This window comes from Rhodoplanes roseus (assembly GCF_003258865.1).
GTDB lineage: Bacteria > Pseudomonadota > Alphaproteobacteria > Rhizobiales > Xanthobacteraceae > Rhodoplanes > Rhodoplanes roseus.
In genome coordinates this window covers 1-940 of the sequence record NZ_NPEX01000605.1, presented here as the reverse complement: position 1 = coordinate 940, position 940 = coordinate 1, and the positions used below count along the sequence as shown (strand labels likewise).

The window sequence follows — 940 nt, the reverse complement described above, 5'->3', positions numbered from 1 at the left end:
ATCACGAACCGCTCCACCGTGTCCACCCCCTCGCCCGTCTTCATGTTCGTGAAGACGAACGGCCGGGTGCCACGCATGCGCTTGGCGTCGCGCTCCATGGTCTCCAGCGAGGCGCCGACATGGGGGGCGAGGTCGATCTTGTTGATCACCAGGAGATCCGAGCGGGTGATGCCCGGACCGCCCTTGGACGGGATTTTCTCGCCCGCCGCGACGTCGATCACGTAGATCGTCAGATCGGCGAGCTCGGGCGAGAAGGTGGCGGCGAGATTGTCGCCGCCCGACTCGACCAGCACGAGGTCGAGATCCGGAAACTTCGCCCGCATGTCTGCGATGGCGGCGAGATTCATCGAGGCGTCCTCGCGGATCGCCGTGTGAGGACAACCGCCCGTCTCGACCCCGGCGATGCGCTCCGGCGCCAGCGCGCCCGAGCGCACCAGATACTCGGCATCCCACTTGGTGTAGATGTCGTTGGTGATCGCGGCGATGTCGAACTGGTCACGCAACCGCTTGCAGAGCGTGTCCATCAGCGCCGTCTTGCCCGACCCGACCGGCCCGCCGACTCCGACCCGCAGGGGACCGTTGGGACTGCGCTGCGACATTTGATTGTCTCCCGAGGTGTTTGGACCGAGGGCCGGGGCCGGCGGCGTTTCACCGACTGCTGACGACGGCCGTCGGCCGCCACCGGTTTTCTCCTCGGATCGATCCGCCGGTCAAGCCTCGGCCGGATCTGCAGATGCACTCCCGTCTCACCATCTTTTCCGAAGGGCGAACCAAGCGAGCCGCGAAGGGCGGCGGGCGCATCGAGATCGTGCGTCTCGACGGGACGGGCTCGTGGATGGATGGCGTCTGAACGCAAGAACGCGCGCTGCGGGTTTCCCTGCGGCGGGCGTTTTTGTTTGGGCTGTATCGTGGAGAGGATTTTGTGTTCTTGGCAGGCCTG

The 940-nt window shown here is 66.0% G+C and carries 1 protein-coding gene; it reads right to left on the bottom strand.

Features of this window, described 5'->3' with window-relative positions:
- On the bottom strand, positions 1-599 hold a 599-nt coding region (ureG, locus tag CH341_RS31545; RefSeq protein WP_111423684.1), incomplete at its 3' end, for an urease accessory protein UreG.
- Positions 600-940 lie beyond the last annotated feature (341 nt).